Annotated in this window: 1 protein-coding gene; it reads right to left on the bottom strand. The window is 68.0% G+C overall.

What is annotated here, in order from left to right; all coding sequences use genetic code 11:
* Positions 1-192 (bottom strand): glyceraldehyde 3-phosphate dehydrogenase NAD-binding domain-containing protein (locus BIU95_RS13285; RefSeq protein ID WP_302846969.1); only part of this gene is annotated, 192 nt, incomplete at its 3' end.
* Between the last annotated feature and the right edge of the window lie 223 nt (positions 193-415).

Genomic DNA, 415 nt, shown 5'->3' with positions numbered 1-415 from the left:
GTCGCCGTCGAGCTCGACGGAGACGCCGAGACGACCCGTGATGGAGTCGAACTTCAGCAGGTTGGCGAGCGACGCGTTGTCGGTGAGGTCGTTCACCGCCACGATCTCGAGGTCGGAGCCCTTCGCGAGGGCGGCCCGGAAGAAGTTACGGCCGATGCGGCCGAAGCCGTTGATACCGATCTTGACGGTCAATGGATCTCCTGGTGAGTGTGGAGCGCCCAGGGGGCGCTGCTTTCGGGAGTCGCGCACCCTGGCGGGCCCGCGTGTGGTGGACGATACGCCCCGTAACGTCGCCGTAACGACCCTAGCAGTCGGACACTGCGTGCCCGAACGGGATGACGGTCCGTCCGGACGGTCGCCGACCAGGCCTGGCACGGGTCCGGGAACGGGTGCGGAAACGGACGGGAGGCGCGGT

The organism is Curtobacterium sp. MCBA15_007, assembly GCF_001864905.1.
GTDB classification, from domain to species: domain Bacteria; phylum Actinomycetota; class Actinomycetes; order Actinomycetales; family Microbacteriaceae; genus Curtobacterium; species Curtobacterium poinsettiae.
The sequence above is the reverse complement of the archived record's forward strand: the minus strand, read 5'-3'. Positions and strand labels throughout refer to the sequence as shown.